Annotated in this window: 21 protein-coding genes; 12 read left to right on the top strand and 9 right to left on the bottom strand. The window is 44.1% G+C overall.

All coding sequences use genetic code 11. The annotated features are described in order from the left end of the window. Window positions 1-153: 153 nt before the first annotated feature. Window positions 154-1077 carry a formyltetrahydrofolate deformylase gene (gene purU / locus ACMFL8_RS11620; RefSeq protein ID WP_413191069.1) on the top strand — a complete coding sequence of 308 codons (924 nt, stop codon included), beginning with the start codon at window positions 154-156 and terminating at the stop codon, window positions 1075-1077. 84 nt (window positions 1078-1161) lie between these two features. Here purU and ACMFL8_RS11615 read toward each other — a convergent pair whose 3' ends face one another. Next, window positions 1162-1953: an inner membrane protein YpjD gene (locus ACMFL8_RS11615; RefSeq protein WP_010201396.1), complete on the bottom strand. Its 792-nt coding sequence runs from the start codon at window positions 1951-1953 to the stop codon at window positions 1162-1164. A gap of 389 nt (window positions 1954-2342) precedes the next feature. Between ACMFL8_RS11615 and ffh the strand changes: the two genes are divergently transcribed. The 6 genes from ffh (at window position 2343) to ACMFL8_RS11585 (ending at window position 8375) form a co-directional block, all read left to right on the top strand. Continuing rightward, window positions 2343-3893, top strand: a complete 1551-nt coding sequence (gene ffh / locus ACMFL8_RS11610; protein WP_189585371.1) for a signal recognition particle protein — start codon at window positions 2343-2345, stop codon at window positions 3891-3893. A gap of 189 nt (window positions 3894-4082) precedes the next feature. Further along, on the top strand, window positions 4083-4766 hold the full coding sequence (gene tsaB / locus ACMFL8_RS11605) for a tRNA (adenosine(37)-N6)-threonylcarbamoyltransferase complex dimerization subunit type 1 TsaB (protein ID WP_413191068.1): 684 nt from the start codon (window positions 4083-4085) through the stop codon (window positions 4764-4766). Window positions 4767-4855: 89 nt separating this feature from the next. Then, on the top strand, window positions 4856-5698 hold the full coding sequence (locus ACMFL8_RS11600; protein WP_189585365.1) for an undecaprenyl-diphosphate phosphatase: 843 nt from the start codon (window positions 4856-4858) through the stop codon (window positions 5696-5698). A gap of 51 nt (window positions 5699-5749) precedes the next feature. After that, the gene (locus tag ACMFL8_RS11595) at window positions 5750-6661 is read left to right on the top strand and encodes a class I SAM-dependent methyltransferase (RefSeq protein ID WP_189585362.1); all 912 of its coding nucleotides are present in this window, start codon (window positions 5750-5752) and stop codon (window positions 6659-6661) included. A gap of 99 nt (window positions 6662-6760) precedes the next feature. Further along, a complete protein-coding gene (ubiA, locus tag ACMFL8_RS11590) occupies window positions 6761-7699 on the top strand; it encodes a 4-hydroxybenzoate octaprenyltransferase (RefSeq protein ID WP_413191067.1) in 939 nt (312 codons plus the stop codon). After that, window positions 7692-8375 (top strand): DUF4112 domain-containing protein, encoded by a 684-nt coding sequence (locus ACMFL8_RS11585; RefSeq protein ID WP_413191066.1) that lies wholly within the window; start codon window positions 7692-7694, stop codon window positions 8373-8375. Before ubiA ends, ACMFL8_RS11585 begins: the two co-directional genes overlap by 8 nt. Before the next feature lie 103 nt (window positions 8376-8478). On the opposite strand, the gene ACMFL8_RS11580 is transcribed toward ACMFL8_RS11585, so the two are convergent. The 5 genes from ACMFL8_RS11580 to ispZ form a co-directional block, all read right to left on the bottom strand. Beyond that, the gene (locus ACMFL8_RS11580) at window positions 8479-9102 is read right to left on the bottom strand and encodes a hypothetical protein (RefSeq protein ID WP_413191065.1); all 624 of its coding nucleotides are present in this window, start codon (window positions 9100-9102) and stop codon (window positions 8479-8481) included. A 249-nt stretch (window positions 9103-9351) separates the two neighbouring features. Beyond that, the gene (gene mnmD, locus ACMFL8_RS11575; RefSeq protein ID WP_413191064.1) at window positions 9352-11448 is read right to left on the bottom strand and encodes a tRNA (5-methylaminomethyl-2-thiouridine)(34)-methyltransferase MnmD; all 2097 of its coding nucleotides are present in this window, start codon (window positions 11446-11448) and stop codon (window positions 9352-9354) included. A gap of 252 nt (window positions 11449-11700) precedes the next feature. Next, complete coding sequence (locus ACMFL8_RS11570) at window positions 11701-12120, bottom strand: hypothetical protein (RefSeq protein WP_413191063.1); 420 nt, start codon at window positions 12118-12120, stop codon at window positions 11701-11703. A gap of 14 nt (window positions 12121-12134) precedes the next feature. After that, window positions 12135-12464, bottom strand: a complete 330-nt coding sequence (locus ACMFL8_RS11565; protein WP_194619284.1) for a YciI family protein — start codon at window positions 12462-12464, stop codon at window positions 12135-12137. 165 nt (window positions 12465-12629) lie between these two features. After that, a complete protein-coding gene (gene ispZ / locus ACMFL8_RS11560; RefSeq protein WP_413191062.1) occupies window positions 12630-13181 on the bottom strand; it encodes a septation protein IspZ in 552 nt (183 codons plus the stop codon). A 172-nt stretch (window positions 13182-13353) separates the two neighbouring features. Between ispZ and ACMFL8_RS11555 the strand changes: the two genes are divergently transcribed. Together ACMFL8_RS11555 and ACMFL8_RS11550 are read left to right on the top strand one after the other, a co-directional pair. Then, window positions 13354-14235, top strand: a complete 882-nt coding sequence (locus ACMFL8_RS11555; protein ID WP_413191061.1) for a PHP domain-containing protein — start codon at window positions 13354-13356, stop codon at window positions 14233-14235. A 346-nt stretch (window positions 14236-14581) separates the two neighbouring features. Continuing rightward, window positions 14582-16036, top strand: a complete 1455-nt coding sequence (locus ACMFL8_RS11550) for a diguanylate cyclase (RefSeq protein ID WP_413191060.1) — start codon at window positions 14582-14584, stop codon at window positions 16034-16036. A gap of 32 nt (window positions 16037-16068) precedes the next feature. Here the strand turns inward: ACMFL8_RS11550 and truD are convergent, their stop codons facing one another. Further along, complete coding sequence (truD, locus tag ACMFL8_RS11545) at window positions 16069-17322, bottom strand: tRNA pseudouridine(13) synthase TruD (protein WP_413191059.1); 1254 nt, start codon at window positions 17320-17322, stop codon at window positions 16069-16071. Between the two features lie 266 nt (window positions 17323-17588). On the opposite strand from truD, the gene ACMFL8_RS11540 reads away from it, so the two are divergent. Both ACMFL8_RS11540 and ACMFL8_RS11535 read left to right on the top strand, forming a co-directional pair. Next, the gene (locus tag ACMFL8_RS11540; RefSeq protein ID WP_413191058.1) at window positions 17589-19226 is read left to right on the top strand and encodes an FAD-dependent oxidoreductase; all 1638 of its coding nucleotides are present in this window, start codon (window positions 17589-17591) and stop codon (window positions 19224-19226) included. Window positions 19227-19315: 89 nt separating this feature from the next. Next, window positions 19316-19954 carry a GNAT family N-acetyltransferase gene (locus ACMFL8_RS11535; protein WP_413191057.1) on the top strand — a complete coding sequence of 213 codons (639 nt, stop codon included), beginning with the start codon at window positions 19316-19318 and terminating at the stop codon, window positions 19952-19954. 30 nt (window positions 19955-19984) lie between these two features. Here the strand turns inward: ACMFL8_RS11535 and ACMFL8_RS11530 are convergent, their stop codons facing one another. Next, window positions 19985-20146, bottom strand: coding sequence for a hypothetical protein (locus tag ACMFL8_RS11530; protein ID WP_227676031.1), 162 nt, complete (start codon window positions 20144-20146; stop codon window positions 19985-19987). Window positions 20147-20647: 501 nt separating this feature from the next. On the opposite strand from ACMFL8_RS11530, the gene ACMFL8_RS11525 reads away from it, so the two are divergent. Continuing rightward, window positions 20648-21109 carry a DUF2846 domain-containing protein gene (locus ACMFL8_RS11525; RefSeq protein ID WP_189585335.1) on the top strand — a complete coding sequence of 154 codons (462 nt, stop codon included), beginning with the start codon at window positions 20648-20650 and terminating at the stop codon, window positions 21107-21109. Window positions 21110-21182: 73 nt separating this feature from the next. Here the strand turns inward: ACMFL8_RS11525 and gorA are convergent, their stop codons facing one another. After that, window positions 21183-22538, bottom strand: coding sequence for a glutathione-disulfide reductase (gene gorA, locus ACMFL8_RS11520; protein ID WP_413191056.1), 1356 nt, complete (start codon window positions 22536-22538; stop codon window positions 21183-21185). Between the last annotated feature and the right edge of the window lie 12 nt (window positions 22539-22550).

Genomic DNA, 22550 nt, shown 5'->3' with positions numbered 1-22550 from the left:
GGGGGTTTTTACGTTATGAATCTTAATAACTAAAAAAAACCAACTCAGTCAGCAAAATATCGTAAAAGCGACTAAAATAGCTGTTTTCTTATACTACGAATAGATTCTAAAACCAGTAGTAAATTTTGATTTATTTTTTAGATTGGGCGCACTATGTTAAGTAATAAGACATCAGATACCACAATAACAGCTTCATCTTCTAACAATGCTTCTGCTAACCTTGCCATTGATACCGCTACTCTTTTGATTAAATGTAAAGATCAAGCCGGTATCGTGCAAGCGGTATCCGAGTTTATCCATCGCTATGGCGGCAACATTATCACTCTCGATCAGTATTCAACCGCTCATGAAGGCGGACAGTACTTTATGCGCTTAGAGTTTGCGCTATCAGGGTTAAGCGACATCATTGATAATTTTGAAGCCAGCTTTGGGCATACGGTTGCCAAGCGTCACAATATGACTTGGCGCTTACACGATAATGCTATTCAAACCAAAGTCGGTATTTTGGTCTCCAAGTTTGATCATGCTTTACTGGATTTATTATGGCGCCATCAGCGTGGATTGCTCGATTGCGAGATAACCTCTGTCGTTAGCAACCATGAAGATTTACGCCAAGCGGTAGAAAACTTTGGTATACCCTTTCATTATGTGCCAGTGACCAAGGACAATAAGGCAGAGGCAGAAGAGCAGATTCATGAGCTAATGGCAGGCAATGACTTGCTAGTATTGGCGCGCTATATGCAGATATTGTCGTCTGATTTTGTGAAGCGTTGGCCGATGCAAATTATCAATATCCATCATTCGTTCTTGCCAGCCTTCGTCGGTGCTGACCCGTATCGTCAAGCTTATGATAAAGGCGTCAAGCTTATCGGTGCGACTGCGCATTATGTCACTGCAGAATTGGATCAAGGGCCTATCATTGAGCAAGATGTGCACCGTGTGACGCATCGTCAAGGTGTGATAGAGTTGCGGGCTATTGGGCGTGATATCGAGCGCAATGTGTTGGCACGTGCCGTCAACTGGCATGTGCAAAATCGCGTCATTGTGGCAGGTAATAAAACAGTGGTTTTTAACTAAGATAAAGCGAGTAGAGAAATCATGTAATGTGATGGCGGTCGGCAGTAATAACTATTTCTGTCGACCGTGATGCCTTTGCCGACTTTATAAAAGCATCTCTAACACAAATTTGCTGCCGACAAAGCCAATAGCCAGTAGTATAAAGGCATAAATGGTGATGTTGGCCGCACGTTTACCACGCCAGCCAGCGCGCCAATTACCGAACAGTAGCGCGCCAAATAATAACCAAGACAGCAGGCTAAACACGGTTTTATGCACAATATGCTGTGCCATCAAGTCTTCTACATAAATAAATCCGATGCCCAGAGCAATACTTAATAGGACGAATCCTACCAACAGCATATCGAACAATAGACTCTCCATACTTTGCAGTGATGGCAGTTTATTGACCCAAAAGCGATGGATAGTTTGATGCTTAAGTTCACGGATTTGTAGCCGCAAAAATAGCGCTTGCAGCGCTGCCATCAGCAGCACACAATAGGCGGCCAGTGATAATAAGATATGCGCCTCAAGACCAACGCTAATATCCGTGAGCGGTTGATAAGGAGCGCGGCCGATATAGCCGATCGTCATGCCTATCAGGGCAGTCGGTGCTGCCAAAATGCCGAGGCTAAGAATGGGGCGATAAAGACAGAACAGCACATAAAAGAATAAGAAAAACAGACTGGTCAGGCTAAACACATTAAATAAATTGAAATTTAGCCCATATAAGGTAACGACGTACGGATAGAGTAGCGTCGCGTGTGCGAGCATGCCGACCAATAGCAAGCCCAAACTGATGCTTTTATGGATAGGTTTATCCTGAATAAGCGCCCAGCCGATGTGGAAGCTGACGATGATATAAGCCATACTAGCAAGTAAGAATGCAAGGTGCACAGGTAAAAAGCCTCATCTCTTTATGAGCGTAAGATAGCCGCTCAATATAATGCTAAAGTGATCGTGTCAGAATGATTAGAATAATCGTCCAATTTATCATAAAATGGCAACCAATTGAGTGTCATCTTATTTATTCCTCATAAATGCTGAGCGATGACATGATAAATAAGATTTTGTATCGGTAACTGATGAGTTTACCCAGCAACTATTTTGCAAAACGTCTATGAGTTTTTAATCACCTTAATGCTATAGTATTGATAATATGATGTTTTATTTGCTTAAAATGTGACCATTAACGTAAAAATACACCCTAATATTATTTATAAGCCATTGGCATGGTTTACCTGACAATTATTTTAATTGCGAATTATTTTAACTGAGAGTTATTTATGTTTGATACCTTAACAGAACGCTTATCGTCGAGCCTACGCAATATCGTAGGGACTGGGCAACTGACTGAAGACAATATCAAAGACACGCTGCGTGAAGTGCGCATGGCGCTGCTAGAAGCCGACGTGGCGCTACCAGTCACCCGTGACTTTGTAAAGCGCGTCAAAGAGCAAGCGCTTGGTGCAGAAGTGCTCAAAGAGTTGGCACCGGGGCAAGCCTTTGTCAAAATCGTCCACGATGAACTGACGGAAATGATGGGCAGCGCCAATCAGCAGCTTGAAATGACAGGTAAGCCACCAGTGGTTTATTTACTAGCCGGTTTGCAAGGGGCGGGTAAAACCACAACCGCTGGTAAATTGGCCAAATTTTTACAAGAGCGTCATAAGAAAAAGGTGATGCTAGTCTCGGCTGACGTTTACCGTCCGGCAGCGATTGCCCAGCTTGAGCAAGTGGCTGGTCAAGTGAATGCTAAGTTTGTGAATTCAAGTACCGATGAAAACCCCATTGATATCGCACTACGCGCTATCGAAGAAGCCAAGATTCAGTATCAAGATATTCTAATTATTGATACTGCTGGTCGTTTGCATATTGACGACAACATGATGGATGAGATTAAGGCGTTAACGGCAGCGGTCAATCCATCTGAGACCTTATTCGTCGTCGATGCGATGACGGGTCAAGATGCCGCCAATACTGCCAAAGCCTTTAACGATGCGTTGCCATTGACAGGTGTTATCTTAACCAAGACGGACGGCGATGCTCGCGGCGGTGCGGCGCTTTCTGTACGCGCCATTACTGGTAAGCCGATTAAGTTCTTAGGTCGTGGTGAAAAATTAGACGCGTTAGAGCTGTTCCATCCTGAACGTATTGCCCAGCGTATCCTTGGTATGGGTGACGTACTGAGTTTGGTTGAAGAAGTCGAGCAAAAAATCGACCGTGATAAAGCCGAAAAAATGGCGAAAAAGATGCAAAAGGGCGGTGATTTCGACCTTGAGGATCTTTTGACCCAGTTTCAACAAATGAAAAGTATGGGCGGCATGGCAGGTTTCTTAGATAAGATGCCAGGTATGGGCGGCTCAGACATGCAAAAAGCCGTTGAAGATGCCAAGCCAGAAGAAAAAGTACGTGAAATGGAAGCGTTGATTAATTCGATGACACCATTTGAGCGTAAAAACCCTGATAAGATTAATCCGAGCCGTAAGCGCCGTATCGCTGCTGGTTCTGGTCGCGAGATTCAAGACGTCAACCGTTTGCTCAAGCAGCACAAGCAAATGGCAAAAATGATGAAAATGATCTCCAAGCCTGAAGGCATCAGTAAAATGATGAAATCTATGCAAGGATTGATGGGCGGCGGCGGTGCTGGTGGCGGCGGTGGCGGTCCTTTATTTGGTGGCGGTGGTCAGCAAGGCGGCGCTAAAGACGTCAACCCACAACAAATGGCCAAACAGATGGGTCTGGATCCAAACAACATGCCAAGCACTGAAGAGATGCAAAAGCAAATGCAAGAAATGCAACATCAAGCACCGAAGGATTTTAAAAAGCGTTTTTAATTAATATCTGCTTAGATCAATAAGCCGTTTTAGTGACAGCCCCATGGCAAAAATAGCCTTGGGGTTTTTTATGTCTACTACATTCTGATGGATTAAGTATGAAAAACGCAGAAAGTCATAAAATTTGCTTATCCTAAATGCTATGATAGGCGCTGTTTTATAATGCTAAGCGAATAGGCTGAGGTGAAGATGTTTTTAGCAATGGATACCGTGTTTGATCAGTGTTCGATCGCGATTTTAGATGCCAATGGTCAAGTGCTATCGAGTCATACGGAGACGGGTAAACGCCAGCAAACCCAACAAATTCTGCCGATGATTGATGCCGCTTTGTCCGAGGCTAAGCTGAACCTTGCTGATTTGCAAGCCTTGATATTTAACCGTGGCCCTGGTGCCTTTAGCGGTATACGGATTAATACGGCAGTGGTACAAGCATTGTCTGTTGCTCATGATATTCCTTGTGTGGGTGTCTCAAGCCTACAAGCGATTGCGCAAGCGGCGTATCAGAAATATGGTGTGACCGACGTGTATAGCGCCCTTGACGCCCGTATGCAGCAAGTTTATTTTGGGCAATATGTTGCAACAGATAATCTGATGCAGGCGGTTAATCAAGAAAATGGTGAAGATACCGAGCAGCTGCTCGATTATGACAGCCAGACAGTGCTTAATATTCCTATTGCTGGTAATGGTGCACCGCTATTAACATTACATGACGGTCAGATAATTCAGGCAGATATTCACCCTGACGCTACTGTGATAGGGCAGCTTGGTATTGCTCAGTTTATGGCGACAGGTGGCACAGAAGCCTCGCAAGCTTTACCAAAGTACTTACGTAACCAAGCGTGGAAAACCCTTAAAGAGCAAGGTAAAGCGTAGTCAATCCCTATTATTTTTAACGCTATGTAAAATATAACAACACACTAAAAACTGTACTAACCAATAGGTCTGTATCTAGGAAAGCCATCGTGGATATCATTTTATTAATTCAAGCTGTCATCATGGGTATCGTTGAAGGTATCACTGAATTTTTACCCATCTCTAGTACTGGCTACTTGATTTTATCAGCGGATTTGATGGGCTTTTGGACCAAAGAGAAAGTCGATTTGTTTGTGGTAGTGGTGCAGCTTGGTGCTATCTTAGCGGTCATTTATGATTACTGGGGTAGACTATGGCAAGCGCTTATGGGTCTACTGACTGGTAAAGCTGAAGGTATGAGTAATCCAAGACAGCTTGGATTGAGCTTAATTGTTGCGACTATTCCGGTGATGATCGTTGGTTTTACCTTCGCTGACGAAATCAAAGCCTATTTGTTTAATCCTATCGTCGTGGCGATTATGCTGATTATCGGTGGTCTACTGATATTCTATGTAGAAAATCGTCCTAAAGTGATTATTGCGCAAGAAGCAGAAGACGTTAGTCTAAAAACAGCGTTGATGATAGGTCTGCTGCAATGTCTGGCATTGATACCGGGGACATCACGTTCAGGTGCGACGATTATTGGTGCGTTATGGTTGGGTGTCTCTCGTAAAGCTTCCGCTGAGTTTTCCTTCTTTTTGGGTATTCCGGTCATCGTCGGTGCGGCATTATTGGATTTGCTCAAGCACCACGATGTGTTGACTAATAGTGCAGACTGGCTGGTTTTAGGCATAGGTACGATCGTATCATTTGTGGTGGCTTTACTTTGCATTCGCCTGCTAGTCGCTTGGGTCAGTCGTCGTGATTTCAAAATATTTGCATGGCTACGTATCATCACTGGCGTCATCGTTTTGGTCGCTGCTTGGGGTTTTGGCTATCAAATGGCTGGCTAGATTTTCACTATATTTTTTAGCCTTAGAAGCAGTAAATAGGGTGGAGCAGTTATGACCGTTTTACAGCAAGAGTCTAAAAAAGCTAGTACCTTTATGATGCATTGCCAACTTCTCTACGTTAGCGAGTCTCAGCAAGCCCAAGTCGAGCGCATACAAGCGCTGATCGCTGTACATCAACTGTCAATTATTCTAGATATTGAGCTGTTTACTGATAAGCTCAATCAGAAACGTCGCCAGCAATTAAGCCAGACATCAATTCAACCTATTCTCTTGTTAGATGAGAAAAACAAGCTTTCATGGCTGAGTGATGGATTGAGCGTTGCGCCAGAATGGGATAAATTACAACGCCGTGTAGTGAGTGCGGGGCGTAAGTCTGAGCTATTATTGCAAGCGGCCAAAGTCACATCGGATAGTATAGTCATTGATGCGACGGCTGGTTTTGGTCATGACAGCTTGATATTGGCCAGCACGGGTGCACAGGTCATTATGCTAGAGCAGCAGCCCTTGATGGCATTGTTATTGTTAGTAGAACAGCAGCGTATGAGTGGGCTAGCAAATTGGCAAAAGCTGATGAGCCGTTTGCAGATTATCAATAACGATGCGCTCAGTTATTTTGACAGCTTGAATAATGTATCGGCAGCTGACCAAAGTAAGCTGATCGATGTGGTTTATTTGGATCCTATGTTTCCAGAGAATAGCTATCAAGATAGCAAGACAGGTAAAGGCGCTAAAGTAGGCAAGCATATGCAAGCACTACACCAATTAGCGCTCCCGCCCACAGCAGACGAAGAGCTGCAATTGCTACAAAGTGCGCAAGCCGTCGTCCATCAGAATGGGCGAAACACACAAGTACAGGGCCGTGTGGTTGTTAAGCGTCCACAACTTGCACCACAACTTGCGCATCAGCCAGCAAGTGAAAGCTGGCATAATGAAGCCGTACGTTTTGATGGCTATTTTGTTTGATGGGTTTTTGACGATGACAAGTCTACTTATTTAATAAGCTTAATGGACACGCGTAGAGATATTACGCTCAGATACTGAATATTTAGAGATGACACTGCAATGACTAACACTCACTCCGCTTTGAGTTTTAAAGAAAAGCTATATGCCTATATGCAGCTGACGCGCTTTGATAAGCCTGTGGGTATTGAGCTGTTACTGTGGCCGACGCTATGGGGTGTGCTACTGGCCGCCATGGGTCAGGCGCAGCAGAACGGAGCGACGGCAGGTCTGCCAAGTCTTAAAATATTTTTGCTTTTTGCCCTCGGCGCGATTTTTATGCGGGCGGCAGGTTGTGCGATTAATGATTTTGCCGATCGTAAGGTGGATGGTCATGTGACCCGCACCAAGGGACGCCCGCTCGCTGATGGGCGTCTGTCTGCTAAAGAAGCAATCGCTGCTTTTTTAGTATTGGTGTTACTCAGTGCCAGTCTGCTGTTTTTCCTGCCCGTTGAAGTGTTCTATTGGTCGCTTGGTGCGATCATACTGGCATTCATTTACCCATTTATGAAGCGTTTTACCCATTTGCCACAAGTGTTTTTGGCAGCGGCTTTTGGCTGGGCGATACCAATGGCTTACGTAGCAGTACAAGGTGCTCCTGATATTTGGTGCTGGTTACTGTTTACCGCCTATATGTGCTGGACAGTGGCCTATGATACTCAGTACGCCATGGCTGACCGCGAGGATGATTTGCAGATTGGGGTCAAATCAACGGCCATATTATTTGGTCGTTATGATGTGATTATCATCTCAATACTCCAAATGCTTTTTTTACTGATTATGGGCGCGGTCATGTGGCATTATTTTGCACCGACAACGTTAGGCATAACACCAGTATTTGGGCTCGCATTAGTGGCGATGATGTTTTCCAAACAAAACAGCGCTTGTGCCAGTCGCAATGCTTTGGCTTGCTTTCAGGCATTTTTAGCCAATATATGGGTGGGACGTTACGTCTTTGCTCTCATAGCAATCGCTTGTATATGGACGACTTTTAATGGATAAGTTCAATAAATTTTCGAGATTAAAAACGAAAAAATCATCTGATAGCAATACTAATGCACCTGTCATCGATTATCAGGCAAAGCTGGCCGAGCATGGGTTGACACGTGAGCAAGTCATCGCGACTGAGCGTAAATTGGCCAAGTTTGCTAATACGATGGATTCGCTCGTACGTGTGCCTTTTACCAAACAAGGAATGGGTGCCGATGCGGCGCTTTCGACCATTCCGCTGGCAGGAGATTTGGCAGGATTGGCGTTAACCAGCTATGCCTTTATATTGGGTCGTCAACTGGGTGTGCCTGCGCACAAAATGACGCCAGCTGTCAGATTGGCACTCATTGATATGGTGGTTGGCATCGTGCCTGGTATTGGGACGTTACTCGATATCTTTATTCGTCCCAGTCGCAAAACCTTAGGTATCGTGCATGAGCATCTACAAGACGAATACGGCATCACTGAAACCATGCATCTGGATCGGCCGTTTTTGCATCAATCACTAGAAGACAAGCAACAGCGCAGTCGCTTTGGTTTTTTTTGGCGCAATCCAGTCGTTGCTTGGTTGTATTTACATATCCCTGATATGCTCGGCGTAATGGTCATTGTGGTGATTGGCTGGGGACTGTGGGCAATGATTAGCTGGCTCGTAAGTCTGTTTGGTAAGACCACTGGTTTTGGCTAAAGGAAAGTAAACAAGACCAAAAAAGGCGGCGTACGTTATTATCTAATATTAACGTACGCCGCCTTTTTTATGACAAATTTTTATAAGTATTCAGTCTCAGATATTACTCAGTGATGACCTCTGCTTCAGCACTGACTGCATCAAAGCTGGTGACTTTATTATTCCGAATAAGATCAATAGTGCCGCCACCCGCATGACTGACCAGCTGAATACTGCCATCGCTTGATCGATAAGTTGGGTTATTGCCTTGACCTTCAGGCGCGCTTAAAGTCATTTTCGGTTTGTTCGGTAAGGTGACGATAGCGTTGAGCACGCCCGCTGCCGAGGTCTCAAAAACCACAGAGAGTGATTCGCCAGCCGCATTTTTATAACGGACATCAGTGATTTGCGCGCCTTTAATGGCTTGTTCAGGACTGGGCGCTATGCCAGCATTATTCACTGACGGCTCAGTTGCACCAAGGTCGTTTTCTAGCTCAGTTAAGCTCACATCTTGTTCTGAATTTACTTCAGGCTTTGCGGTATCCTCACCATTATCAGCGGCCGTATCAACATTAATATTGGTAGTCACGGGTGTGGTTTGTACTGCTACCTCAGAGATTGTCTCGTTATCTGTCTCAGGCTCTGGTGTTTTTTGACAGGCACTCAATAGTGAGATACTCAAAAAAATAGCAGAAACAGCCTGAAAATAGAGGGTAGGTTTAGTTGGGTTAAATGTAAGGGTTTTCATAAGGAGAGGAATATCCGTAAAGAGAGCTTTATTTAAGCACAGTAAATGGCAAGGAACAATCTACCATTTATTGAGTATTCACAGTAATAATGACTTTTCTATTGCCATTATATTTTTAAAGATAGTCTCGATGCTCACATAAATAAATGCTTTGCTACGTTCCTAGTCTTAGCGCTCTATTTACCAGCAGTACAGTCAAAATAACTCCAAACAGAATGCTTTAATGAGCTGGCAGATCGTTTGGATTTTTCAAGTCAGCGGTGTCTGCAAGCGTGTGCGATTTGGTGACAGGCGCGCAAGCATCGCTATTGATAAGGGGGTAAATGATCCTAACATCATATCTGTCAGCGCTTCAGCACATATTGGTGCAATGGCATACCCTTTAGCCCCCATCGCACTCATGACCCAAATTCGTTTGCTGTTTGTTAGTACGCCAACGATTGGATGGTAGTCAGGCGTTTGAGTGCGAATACCCGCCCGTCCTTGCCACAAACTGAGGTCTGTTGGAATGATCGAGTCCATCTCAGGAATGGCAGTCACTAGTTTATCGCGGCTAATCTGATGCTCTTCTTGGCGAATATCCGTGGCTGTATCATTACGTATAAAGCTCGCGCCTAGTAATAAATAGGGCGCACTCACTACCACATTATTCAAAGTTTCATCGCCAGTTTTAGCAGTAAATAACGCACAGTAGCCACTATATTTAAGCGGAATTTTGGGTAGGCTTGTGAGCTGTGCGACTGTGGGCGTAAACCAAGAAAGCTGACCGCGAATTTTACGACAATCAAAAATACGCTTGTCCAGCTCATGACTCTCAAAAGCAGCGCAAATCACCACATTCTCAGCGCTAATGGATATCGTCTGTTTATCCTGATTATTGCCTTCGATACAGACACTTTCTTCTGTTTCGCTAATACTCTTAACGTCTAACTGCTGAAAGCGAATGAGTGGGTGCGCTAGTATGATGTCTTTCAATGCTTGTGGATTGACCAATCCAGACTGTGGTAAGTACAAATTCTCTGATAAATCTTGCGCTTTGAGGCCGCTCGCATCTTGCGCCTGTTCGCAGGATAGTGTGGTTGCCATGTTGTCGGGATAATCAGCAATTTGCTTTGTACCGATATTGGCCTTGATTAACAAATCGAGCGCGCCAGTTGGCTCTAGTATCGGTGCTCTGCTTTCTTGCTCAGCTTTTGCATTCATCAAGCGATATAATCTGCTGCTATAAAGGTAACCTATGGTATGCAGATGTTCGTCGACATGATGAATGGGCGTCATCTTGGGAGCGAGCAAGGCACGCGGGTTACCTGAAGCGCCTGCTAAGGGGGCTGATTTATCTAGCAGGGTGACTTGAATACCGCGATTGGCCAGCGACCAAGCCATTAATAGCCCAGAGACACCAGCACCAATAACGATGGTATGGGCGGGCAGGTTGCTAGTGGGTTTGGCAGATTCGCTATTATTGTCTGTGGCGGGCGCTGCAGTGCTAGCATGATTGTAAAAGGGTATATCTTTACTATTATCATCGTTTAAGTTTATAGTATCCAGCATGATTGCCGTTAGCATCTCATTCTTACGACCAAAGCCTTTCACTTTTTTAATCTGAAAGCCACAGTTTTGTAGCCCACGTTTTACGATACCGGCACAGCTATATGTGGCAGCGGTGGTCGTTGGTCGTGATAAACGCTGCATTTGTGCAAAAATACTATCTGTCCATAAGGTACTATTGCAGGAAGGTGCAAAACCATCTAAAAACCAAGCATCAACATAAGGTGCATAAAAGCTAGCAGCGTTATTTGCCAGTTTAGCTAAGCTTTCAGCAGCATCACCCAACCATATATCGACGGTCAGATTGTCCTCAAAGAGGTTTAGACGATGACAGCCAGCGATGAGAGGTGGGTATGCTGTTAGTAGTGGCTCAATGAATTCAGCAAGCTCAGGTGCACGCTGTCCCCATAGGGCAAGGATCTGCATTAAATCTGCAAGCGGGATGGGATGTTTTTCAGTCGTTATAAAATGCAGGCGAGCAGTCGCTAATTGAGGGTATATATTCCGCAGCTGTCGCCATAGCTGCCAAGTTGCTAAGAGGTTTAACCCAGTACCAAAACCCAGTTCAGCGATCGTAAAGCACTGCTTTTCTGCAAGGTTTGCTAGTCGCTCTGGCAGTTGATTGTGCGCTAAAAACACATGACGTGACTCTGCTAAACCATCAGCATTTGAAAAGTAAACATCACCAAACTCGCCTGATACAGGCACTTTATTACCCGTATCATCCATCTGCCAGTGAATCTTGGCAGGGGTAATGACGTTTGGCTGTTCAGCGTTATTTAGTTGAGCGTTAGACATGGCGAAGTTCTTAGGAGCGTTGCTAGCTACAGCCTGACCTAAAATAAAATCACTACAGCGTCAACCTCGCTGACCATACTCATGTATGGCTTACACTCGGTTTTTGTTGTAGATGTTATTTTAGGTTGACTATATATGTGAAGAGTCAGAAAAATTGAATTCCATCAAGTACCGTTAAGCCAAGTACCGTTAAGTCAAGTGCCGTTAAGCATAGATAGGCAATCAAATAATTTTAATCAATAAAAACAGATATTACCAACGTTCGCGGCGTACAAACACCAACCAAGACACAAAAATACCCACCAATAAGCTGATTAACACCGTAAATGCGCCATATAAAAACAGCTGACCTTTACTCTCATAGACCAAGACATTGGCTTGGGTTTGCAAGTCATTGACCTGTCGTTGGAGTTGGGCATTACGACTGAGTAACTCTTGATTGGCGGTATTTAGCGCCTTGTTGGAGGGTTGCAGCTGTGCCGCCAAGGTATTGTTAATATCAAGGCTTGAATTTGGGGTCGTTACTGGCGCGGTAGCCGCTTGTTCCGTTAACGGATCAGTCGTACCTGTATTCACACTCGTATTGGTAACGGTGGGGGCAGCGTGCGCTGACATAGCCGCGATTAGCATGACGGCAGCAAGACTACATTGATAGTGGCGACTTTTTGACAAGGATGCGCACTGATTCACGACTGTGCTACTTTGTCTGATACGCTGTCATCGGGCTTGGGTAAGGTATGGATAAAGGGTCTGATATCGACATGACTGTACACACCGTCACGCAAGTAAGGCTCAGCGTTCGCCCATGTCTGTGCTGCTTCAAGAGAGTCAAAGTCAGCAATGATTAAGCTGCCTGACATCTCGCTTTTACCATGTTCAATAGGTGTCGGACCGGCGATAATTAACCGTTGTTCGCGATCTAATGCTTGCAGGCGCTCGACGTGCTCTGCACGGGTAGTCTGCCGTTGTGCGCTACTATTAGCAACGTCATGACCAATAATGGCAAATAAAGACATAATAATTCCTTAATAAATAGTAATAATAAATCGTATCATCATTAATGAGTAATCATTATCAATATTAAGATTTTGCAGTAATAAGTTATTATAAGACAGTAAACTTGCATACCGAATGGGAAATCATTCTAGCGGCTAATTATTTAGCGGCTAATTATTTAGCACTTATTTAGCCGTTTTATCGGTCAGCGCTGGATTGATATGTTTTTTTAGCAGCGCAAACTGAGCGACTACGAACACCAACATAATAGGAATCCAGCCATAAGTTTTGAAGTTGATCCAAGCCTCATCCGACATGGTAAATGCCGTGATATAATGCAGTACACCCATAATGGCAAAAAACAGCGCCCAAGCGACGGTTAGTTTTTTCCAACCGCTAAGCGTCAAGGTAAAGACTTCTTTCATCGCTAGCTGCATCAACGGCTTATTGATAGCGGCACTGACAAGCAGTGTCAAAGCAAAAATGCCATTAATAATTGGTGATTTCCAACGCAAGTAAATGTCATCGCGTAGCAAAAGCGTACCGCCACAAAATACGATGGTCAATAATAAAACCACCCATTGCTGCTTATCAAATTTGCCTTTTTGGCGGATAAAATGAATGGCGTAGACAACAATAGTGGCAATCAGTAAAGCGCCTGCTGCCGCCAAAATACCTTGGGTACGGGCGACAATAAAAAAAGCGATCAAGGGAACAAAGTCTAATAGGGCTTTCATAGCGTGTGGCATGTCCAACGAAACGTATGGGGTAGTTTACACGTCTACTGCGCCAAAAAAAAGCAATCAACACGATAATCGTTTTATATGACATCCCTTAGCCATTTTTTGGCATTTTATTGATACCATACTCATAAGCGTTATCACATTCAAAACCTTAAGGCCACTTTATATGAAAATCGACTTACATTGTCACAGTACCTGCTCAGATGGCACTTATGCGCCAGCGGAAGTGGTGCAACGCGCCCATGCGGCTGGCGTCGATGTATTGGCATTGACAGACCACGATACATTATTGGGTATCGATGACGCGAGAGCCACTGCCACTGCCTGTGGCATGACGCTTATCAATGGTGTTGAAATCAGTTGTGAACATACGCTGAATGGTGGTTACGGTAAAAATAAATCCACCAACAAGATCATTCATGTGCTGGGACTGGATTTCACTGACCGCGAAAAAATGCATGCAACGCTGCAGCAATTACAGGATAGCCGCGCCACGCGTGGTCAACGAATCACTGAAAAGCTCAGCGAGCTATTAGATATCAACTATGATGAGCTGTGGCAAGCCGTACTGGACAAAGCGAGCGGTAATCCACAAGCGGTTGGGCGTGCACATATCGGTCAAGTGTTGTTTGAGCGTGGCGAAGTGAAAACGGTACAAAAAGCCTTTGATAAATACTTAGCAGACAATAAACCCGCTTATGTGGCAATTGATGCACTGAGCATGGCTGACGGCATTGAGCTGATTCACGCGTGCGGCGGCAAAGCAGTACTGGCGCATCCAACACGCTATCAGCTCTCAGCGACGCGAGTGCGTAAGCTTATCGAAGAGTTTGCTCAGCTGGGCGGTGACGCTTGTGAGCTGCCTGCGAATAGTGAGCCGATTAGCACTCGTAGAATGGTCGATCGCAGCATAGCCGAGCACGAGCTCGTTACCTCGATAGGGAGCGACTTTCATGGTAGTAATATGCCGTGGCGACGGATAGGGGATGTACCGACATTGCAGCCAGAACAACAAGGCATTTGGCAGTCTTTTACGGCATTGGCTTAGTCCAAAATAAGCTATCACTCACACCCAATAGATAAGCTAAACTACCTTTATTTAATAATACTTAAATGTTATTTAATATTTTCAAAGGGCCACTCTTGATTATATTAAGTCATGAACGATAATAATCGTTAAAATTTGACTCGCAATTATCAAGTAACGCCATGACGCAAAGCCACGCCATAAAACAAGATGCCAGATATTGACGTATAAATCACTTAAACAGATTGATAGTTAAAGGAAAGATTGCCACACTAAATGCGACAATTTGGGTTTAATATAAGTTAGCCCCTTTATTTTCTTGTTTGGTCTTAGCTCAATCACTTTTATTATCTGCGGTAGCCCAATTATGGCTGTAAAGATATCTCATTTAGGCTATAAAAAACTCTCCCGAGTTATTTTTGAATGGCAGGCGGCCGATAGGGCGTCGCTGCTGGCCTTATTTGTGTTGATAGAAGTGTTTTCGCATTGGCTATGGTGCTTGATGGTCTGGTGGTGTCGAGATACGCTCAATGATTATGTCAATATTCAACTGTTATATCCACTATGGTTAGGGGTGACGGTAACAGGATTGTTTATTTGGTGGCTGATTGGCTGCTTATCTCGTAGCGGAGACAACGGTAAAGATTTGGATAAATGGCAAATAATGTTCATTGTGCCTTATACCATTTATATTGCCGTGATCATCGTGATGATAGGCTACAGCAGTTTGTTTGCAGGGGTATCGCTGGTTGGTGGTGCGATGCTAGGAATGGTGTTGATCAAGCGTCGTTATGCTTGGCGAGTATTTTTGCTGCAAGTTTTTCTGATTTTGTTGGCTATCGTATCGCCTTATTTTGGTATTGATTTGCCTAGCTTGCGTCAGCTAACGGTGATTTATCCCATGCTTGATAATCCAAGTTATTTGAATTACAACGAAGTCATGGCTATCGAAAATGCCGTTGCCGCCTCCGCTTTTGAAAGCGCGACATTGGACTGGGACAGCATGAGTGAATTACAGCTCTCTTCAACATTTTTTTGGCGATTAACCCATGTGTTTTTGGCACTGCCCAAAGCTATTTTTATCGTTTATATGTTTCGCACCTTGCTATTGATATTGGATGACAGCAAAAAAGAAGTGCTGCTACATGCCAATCAAGACGAATTGACCAAGCTGAAAAACCGCCGTTATGGTTTGACGCAAATGAAACAGGTGCTGAAGTCAGTAGAAGACCATCAAGATATCAGCGTTATTTTATTGGATTTGGATTGGTTCAAAGAGGTCAATGACAATTACGGTCATGAGATAGGAGACCGAGTTTTAGTGGAGGTCGCACAGACGCTCTTGCAGTCTTTAACTGATGAAACCATCATTAGTCGCTATGGCGGGGAAGAGTTTTTGATTGTATTGCCAGATACGAATCACGATACGGCTATGATCATTGCTGAACAACTACGGCTAAGCATTGCCAAGCGAACCATTATTCTCGATGACAATACAGCCTTTAGTGTGACTGCCAGCTTGGGTCTATATACACTGACCAATGATGAGCGTAGTTGTATAAAACAAGCCTGCGAAATTCTGAATAAAAAGAATGCATCGCAGTCGCTTGCTAAACCGCAGAGAAGCCACTCGTATAGTAGCAAACGCGTGAGTCGTCAAATTCCCACAGTACAGCTACCTCACGATATTTGCCAGCGCTTAATTTGTATGGCAGATAAGGCTTTGTATGAAGCCAAAGGCTGTGGTCGTGATCAAGTGGTGAGTGCCAACGAGATGTTGGCAGCAAAAAATAATAATATTGAGGCGCTGTATGGCACATAGCTAGCTGCCATAGTCAAAGAGTCGCATACGCTTTAGTGTATCAATTGCTTTACTAAGCTTGCCAAAACACTGGTGGCAAAGCTGCCTGTCGTTAAAGTAAAATTTAGTACCAAGGTTTGTGTCTCACCTTTATCCTGCCATTCCCAAGATAGTGCTTCAATAGGTAGGCGTAGCGCGCGTCGTTGTGCTTTTACCTCGCGCTGCTCTAAGCCATTTGCCAAGCGACCTAATAGCGGATTTTGCTGAATCAGGTCATTCTCGATATCTGCCGCCACACCGCTGACTTTATCATTGCCTGCACCCCATAGCACAGCAGTGGGATGGATATCACCCGTCTCAAGGCGTGTACGCAACGTATCGTCTATCTCCTCGCTAGCAAATATTGACCCTGAACCATCTAAGTTAAACACTTCGCCTGCCAATCCAGTATTCCAGCTGCCATCACGCACTCGTGCTGCCAATATCTCGTTGAAAATCAAACTACGTGCAGCAGACAACTCCATGCTGTTTTGCTCTCGTGGTAAGCGCTTACTTTTGCTCTTTTTGGATTGTGGTCTGCTTTGTTGCGGTGGACGCGCGAACAGCGATAATGCTTCTCTAATATTATTGCCATTACGTCCGAAGCGTTGAGGACCGAAATAGTTGGGCACGCCAGTTGTGCCGATGTTTGCTAAATGCTGCTCGACACCTTGCTTTGCCAATGCTAATTGCTCAGGTGTTGGCGATATCGTATCATAATCAGAAAATTGGATATCACGCAAGGTAATGATGAATTGGTTGGCACGATGCGTGCCGCGATTGAGCTTTTTATTGTGCCATTGCTGATCAAGGATAGTGACCGATTCATTGGCTCCGATATCTATCGGTGCAAACTCAACAGTTGGCAACTGCTTTTTAGGTATCCGTAAGCTGAACCACTGCGTTGTCAATGCATGGCGATCTTTCAGACCTGAATAGCCAACATCGCGCAGAGGGATCTCTGCCCACTCTGACAGCAGTTTTGCCAGATATGCGGTGTTCATCCCTGATTTTTGGATATGCAGCCATAGGTGCTCACCTTCACCGGTGAATTCGAGCGGCAATAGCTCATTAACGATGAAATCAGTTGCGTTGGCTTTATAGGTTGCTTGCTGTACAGGTGATTGAATAGGCTGGGGTAACTGCGCAGTATCCGTCGCTGCGGTAATATCGATGCTTGCTATATCAAACTGCTCATTATCTTGAGTGCTTTCAAGAGCGGATTGAGGGCTAGTATTAATATCTGTGATGGCATTAGAAGAAGTCATAAAATCGTCTTTTATTTTGAGGATAAATTTTAACAAGAAGCGTTAAAGATAGGGATTAAAGGTTAAAGATTACGTTTTGCAACGCAGTAAACATACAAAAAAACAGCGTGTGCGAAAGGGTCTTGCTACTATCAATGCATAGCGTTTTAAAACAGCATTTAAAAAACAGAGAGAAAACAATGTTTTTCGTTGAGACTGACTGATGCGATAGGGTTATTTTCAACATGTTTGATTCAGGAAACCATTATAACTGTTAAGGAAGACTTATGACCAATGCAACGATTCACACAGTGACTATTAATAAGGCCGATATTGCCAGTGGCGGCATGAAATCGTACAAGCAAGATGATGATAGTATCATCTTAATTACCCGCGACGACGATGAGTTTCAGGCGTTCGATGGCAAATGCCCGCATGCAGGCGCAGATTTAGGCACAGGTTTGCGTTGTGGCAATCGCGTGGTCTGTCCTTGGCATCATGCGACGTTTGATAGCCGCGATGGCACACTGCTAGAGCCAGTAGCGACAGAAGGCTTGACTCAATATGAAGTGACCGATAACGGTGACAGCTTGACGGTGAATACCTCAGCTAAGATAGATAAACAGATTGCAAATGACAAACTGACGGATACACATACCCTCATCGTGGGCGGTGGCGCTGCTGGTTTTATGACAGCGCATCAACTGCGTAACACTGGCTATGGCGGCAAAATCACCTTGATTAGTGCTGATGAGAAAGCCCCTTATAACCGTCCATTATTGTCCAAAGCATTTTTAGCGGGCAATATGCCTGAAGAAAAGCTACTACTGGGCGGTGCAGATTGGGCGAGCAAACACGATATTAATTTGAGCTTAAATCAAACCGTCAGCGAAATATTACCCAATGAACGTACGATTGTCATCAAAGATAAAAATGGTCATAGCGACAGACAAACCGCTGATTTCTTAGTGGTCGCAACAGGCGCTGAGCCAAATATTCCGCCTTTTAAAGGTACTGAGCTTGATGGCGTTTATACACTGCGCAGTATGGATGATGCCAAATTGATTAAAGCGGCCAGTCACGATCAGCGTGTGGTGATTGTCGGTACTGGCTTTATTGGTATGGAGGTCGCTTCCGCATTGGCGCAAGCAGGCACGACGGCTTCTATTACGGTCATCGGACAAGATCATCGGGTGATGGGAAATATTGTCTCCGAAACGGTGAGTAATGCGCTGATTAAGCTGCATGAGGAAAAAGGTATTCAGTTTGTCTTTGATGCCAGTGTGACCGAAATCGTTGAGGTCGAAAAAGCAGATGAGACTAGCGACAGCAATTTTTCGCAAGTTGGCGGTATTAAATTAGCAAATGGTGAGCAAGTTGATGCAGACATCGTGATTTTAGGGACTGGTGTAGCACCACGTACAGAACTGTTCGAAGAAGTAAACGCGCCAGATGGCGTGCAAGTGGATGACCATTTGCAGCTACGCGATGGGGTTTATGCATTGGGCGATATAGCTAAAGCTTCTGGACAAATGGGACGCATGCGTATCGAACATTGGCGGGTGGCCTTGCAGCATGGTTTGGTCACTGCTGCCACTATCTTAAACGACCCTAATGTCAACTCACTAGCAGAGCGCATTCCTTTCTTTTGGACGATGCAGTATGGTAAGAGCCTACGCTATAGTGGTCATGCCGCGACACCTGATAACAGTATATTGTTTGGTTCACCAGATACGTTAGATTATATCGAATATTACTTTGATGATGATGGGGAAGACACACGTGCTAGTGCGGCTAGCACTTTAGGGCGTGATAAAGAATTGGTCGCTTTTTCTGAGCTACTTCGCCGTGGTCATGCACCGACGCGCGCGCAGCTCAATGCAGGTTTTGACATGATTGAGCAATCGCAGGAATTATCGCGCTAGCACTATAGACGGATAAGTATTAGTATTTAAACTGGCTTAGGGATCTAAGCCAGTTTTTTTATACATGAATAAAAAGGAAAAATTATAATATGAATGAAAATAATATAAATCAAAGCAATATACAAACAGACCATTTTGATAAAGAGTCCGTATTTTTACGTCAGGCGGAAGCAAATGATATTGGTGCACTAGAGCAATTGTTAAATTGCTGTTATCGGGAAACGGCAGGCTGGACCAATGAGGCTGATTTGATTGGTGGTATTCGTATCACGCCAGATGAGCTGGCTAATACCATCGCAAATCCCAAACACTATCTGTTTGTGTATCCAAAAACTACCAGTGGTGAACGTGAGGCAGAAGAAACGGGTGAGCTACTCGGCTGTATCGCTGTCGATATCAAAACCAATGCTGACTCAAACAAAAAAGCCTACATTGGTATGTTTGCAGTACATCCTGTGCTACAAGGGCAGGGCGTTGGCAACGTGATTTTGCAAGCAGCAGAAACTTTCGCTACTCGTCATTTATCGTCAAATGGGCAAGCAGCTGATAAAAACCCTGCGCGTTTGACCATGTCTATCTTGAGCCATCGTCCTGAGCTGTTGGCTTACTATCAGCGCCGCGGCTATCAGTTAAATGGTAATAAAATGCCGTTTCCAAATGATGGCAATAATGGCGAGCCAAAACGTGAGGATTTAGAATTATTGGAGTTAGAAAAAATGGTTCATTAAAGAATATTGAATGTTTAAAGGCTGATTTTATTAACCCCAAAAATGACCAAAGGTCATAAACAGCCCAACACTTAGCAGGATAAATGCCACAATAATTAAGCGCTTAAACCAGTTAAAAGCGGGCAAGCGCGTGGCATTGTCATCAGACATCAGATAAGCAAACAAAAACAATAAGCTCGCTGCTAAGGTCATAATTCCCAGACCAATCGGTAATATAAAAAAATACACCTGCCACACAGTCATCTCTCAACGGTCAGTATTAATTGCATCATAGCAGTATCGGGATTGTGCTGTCTGTATGAACGTGACTTCACTTAAATTTCCCAGAGCTATTAAAATAGAGGTGATTCAAGTACAGAAAAGATATATTGAATAAAAATAGGCAAATATCGAGAAATTAAGTTGGATTCTGAGATATAATTCTATATAGTTCGAGTAACTTTATAGATACATTAAGAACGAGGGGATTAGTGATAAATAATCAACGAAAATCTCAATTATCAGTAATAGTCATATAGATATCACATGACAATTATTGGTAATTGATGAACTTACAAAATCAGTTTTAAGGTTTATCGAGCGAGTGATGAGTTGGTTTCGACTATTGAAACTGAGCCATGTTCCTATAAGTTATTCATAATAAAGTCATTGAAATATATTAAATAAAGCCACCCTTATTCTTAGAGAGATAACATGCTAAAAAAAATCGCTTTTCTAACGATTACATCAATACTATTTGCCGGTTGTGCTTCTGTACCCACTGAAAATGTTGAAGTATCTAACGTACTCAAGCAAGTGAAAGCACCTAGTGCCAACAATGCTGGTCTATATATTTATCGTAGCAATAGTGTGGTGGGTGGGGCTTTAAAGAAAGATGTGTGGGTAGATGATGAATGTATTGGTGAAACTGCGCGCGGCACTTTCTTCTATCATGAAGTACTAGGCAATATGCAGCACAAAGTTTCTACCGAATCTGAGTTTTCTCCTAACGATTTAATGATTGATACTACAGCGGGTAATAACTACTTTGTAAAACAATATATTAAGCCAGGTTTAATTGTTGGTGGTGCGGGTGTTAAGTTGGTACCTGAAAGTGAAGGCAGGGAAGCAATCGCTGACCTCAAGCTCGGCATAAAAGGGACTTGTAGCAAGTAGTGCAAGTCACTATCCATAAAGAAAGGCCACTCGATTCAGAGTGGCCTTTTCATTTTAAGTCATACAATAATGACTAACGCATCGTCACAAACTCTTCTGAGCCAGTTGGATGAATGGCAACTGTATTGTCAAAGTCCGCTTTAGTCGCGCCCATTTTGATGGCGACCGCAAAGCCTTGAATCATCTCATCGACACCAAAGCCAAGACCGTGTAGACCAATGACTTTTTCATCATCGCCCAAGCACACCAGTTTCATCATACATTTCTGACGATGCTGGGTTACCGCGCTATACATCGAGGTAAATGTTGAGTTATAGCATTTGATATTGTCTTTACCATAGCGCTCAACCGCGTCGATTTCAGACAAGCCAATGGTACCGATAGCAGGGTGGGTAAAGATAACCGTCGGTATCAACGTATAGTCTAAATGCTCATTAGGCTTGTTGTTAAATAGGCGCTCTGACAAGCGGCGACCTGCGGCAATCGCCACTGGGGTCAAATCCACACTATCTTCGATAATATCGCCGACCGCATAGATATTTGCAACATTGGTGTTCTGGAACTTATCGACTTTGATTTTGCCAATCTCGTTCGTTTCAACACCAGTTACTTGCAGATTGATGTTGTCTGTCGATGGCGCACGACCAATCGCCCAAATCAAGCAATCTGTCGTGTCTAGACTGCCATCTTTGGTACATAAAGTCAGGCTGCCATCTTCATTTTTATTGACTTCCGTGAGCGTGGTATTGGTGTGCAATTGAATGCCATCTTGCTCCATCTCTATGAGCAATGCCTCTACCACACTGTGATCAAATGAGCGCAGCGGCGAGTGCTGGCGTACGTATAAATGCACCTCAGCGCCCAAACTGTTTAACACGCCTGCGATTTCAACAGCGATATAGCCTGCGCCCACAATCGCCACACGTTTTGGCAAATGGTTCAACGCAAAAAAGCCGTCAGAATCGATACCGTATTCTGCGCCTTTAATATCTGGCTGAATCGGGTGACCGCCCGTGGCAATCAAAATATGGTCAGCGGTAATCAACTCGCCATTCACTTCTACGGTATTGGTATCGACGAATTTGGCAAAGCCTTTGATGACTTCTACGCCGTTTTTGGCCAAATTATTGTCATAAGAGCGGTGAATGTTTTCGATATATTGTTGACGGCTCTGCACCAGTTTTTGGAAATCAAAACCTTTAACATCCACATCGAACCCATAGTCTGGCGCATATTTATGGATGGCTTCGGCAACTTGCGCGCCATACCACATTACCTTTTTGGGTACACAGCCCAAGTTCACACAAGTACCGCCCAATTGGTTGGCTTCGATGATAGCGCATTTTTTGCCATAGCTAGCCGCACGGTTGATTGAAGCAATGCCACCGCTACCGCCGCCTATGGCGATATAGTCATAATGTTTGGTCATAATCAATCTCTT

The organism is Psychrobacter sp. AT9 (assembly GCF_047272965.1).
Classification (GTDB): Bacteria; Pseudomonadota; Gammaproteobacteria; order Pseudomonadales; family Moraxellaceae; genus Psychrobacter; species Psychrobacter glaciei.
The sequence above is the reverse complement of the archived record's forward strand: the minus strand, read 5'-3'. Positions and strand labels throughout refer to the sequence as shown.

Bases quoted from the DNA above. Each gene is read 5' to 3' on its own strand.
- gorA (WP_413191056.1), bottom strand. From the start codon at position 22,538: ATGACCAAACATTATGACTATATCGCCATAGGCGGCGGTAGCGGTGGC.
- ACMFL8_RS11540 (WP_413191058.1), top strand. From the start codon at position 17,589: ATGACCAATGCAACGATTCACACAGTGACTATTAATAAGGCCGATATT.
- truD (WP_413191059.1), bottom strand. From the start codon at position 17,322: ATGACTTCTTCTAATGCCATCACAGATATTAATACTAGCCCTCAATCC.
- ACMFL8_RS11550 (WP_413191060.1), top strand. From the start codon at position 14,582: ATGGCTGTAAAGATATCTCATTTAGGCTATAAAAAACTCTCCCGAGTT.
- purU (WP_413191069.1), top strand. From the start codon at position 154: ATGTTAAGTAATAAGACATCAGATACCACAATAACAGCTTCATCTTCT.
- ACMFL8_RS11555 (WP_413191061.1), top strand. From the start codon at position 13,354: ATGAAAATCGACTTACATTGTCACAGTACCTGCTCAGATGGCACTTAT.
- ACMFL8_RS11525 (WP_189585335.1), top strand. From the start codon at position 20,648: ATGCTAAAAAAAATCGCTTTTCTAACGATTACATCAATACTATTTGCC.
- ACMFL8_RS11535 (WP_413191057.1), top strand. From the start codon at position 19,316: ATGAATGAAAATAATATAAATCAAAGCAATATACAAACAGACCATTTT.
- ispZ (WP_413191062.1), bottom strand. From the start codon at position 13,181: ATGAAAGCCCTATTAGACTTTGTTCCCTTGATCGCTTTTTTTATTGTC.
- ACMFL8_RS11580 (WP_413191065.1), bottom strand. From the start codon at position 9,102: ATGAAAACCCTTACATTTAACCCAACTAAACCTACCCTCTATTTTCAG.
- ACMFL8_RS11530 (WP_227676031.1), bottom strand. From the start codon at position 20,146: ATGACCTTAGCAGCGAGCTTATTGTTTTTGTTTGCTTATCTGATGTCT.
- ACMFL8_RS11565 (WP_194619284.1), bottom strand. From the start codon at position 12,464: ATGTCTTTATTTGCCATTATTGGTCATGACGTTGCTAATAGTAGCGCA.
- ffh (WP_189585371.1), top strand. From the start codon at position 2,343: ATGTTTGATACCTTAACAGAACGCTTATCGTCGAGCCTACGCAATATC.
- ACMFL8_RS11595 (WP_189585362.1), top strand. From the start codon at position 5,750: ATGACCGTTTTACAGCAAGAGTCTAAAAAAGCTAGTACCTTTATGATG.
- ubiA (WP_413191067.1), top strand. From the start codon at position 6,761: ATGACTAACACTCACTCCGCTTTGAGTTTTAAAGAAAAGCTATATGCC.
- mnmD (WP_413191064.1), bottom strand. From the start codon at position 11,448: ATGTCTAACGCTCAACTAAATAACGCTGAACAGCCAAACGTCATTACC.
- tsaB (WP_413191068.1), top strand. From the start codon at position 4,083: ATGTTTTTAGCAATGGATACCGTGTTTGATCAGTGTTCGATCGCGATT.
- ACMFL8_RS11585 (WP_413191066.1), top strand. From the start codon at position 7,692: ATGGATAAGTTCAATAAATTTTCGAGATTAAAAACGAAAAAATCATCT.